Source organism: Hwanghaeella sp. 1Z406, assembly GCF_048892425.1.
Classification (GTDB): Bacteria; Pseudomonadota; Alphaproteobacteria; order UBA8366; family Aestuariispiraceae; genus Pacificispira.
In genome coordinates this window covers 1-281 of the sequence record NZ_JBLZHU010000050.1, presented here as the reverse complement: position 1 = coordinate 281, position 281 = coordinate 1, and the positions used below count along the sequence as shown (strand labels likewise).

1 protein-coding gene is annotated in these 281 nt (G+C 66.5%); it reads left to right on the top strand.

What is annotated here, in order from left to right:
• A partial coding sequence (locus ACOSDR_RS20315) for an NAD(P)H-dependent flavin oxidoreductase (protein ID WP_420732360.1) occupies positions 1 to 281 on the top strand: 281 nt, incomplete at both ends.

The window sequence follows — 281 nt, the reverse complement described above, 5'->3', positions numbered from 1 at the left end:
AAGGTTCCGGTCATCATCACCTCGCTGCGTCCGCCGTCTGAGATCGTCGATGCCGCGCATTCCTATGGCGGCGTGGTGTTCCACGACGTCATCAACGTCAAGCACGCGCGCAAGGCCGCCGAGCAGGGCGTCGATGGCCTGATCCTCGTCTGCGCAGGCGCAGGCGGCCACGCCGGGACGCTGTCACCGTTCGCGCTGGTGCGCGAAGTGAAGCAATGGTTCAAGGGCACCATCCTGCTCTCGGGCGCGATCTCCGATGGCTGGGGCATCGCGTCGGCGCT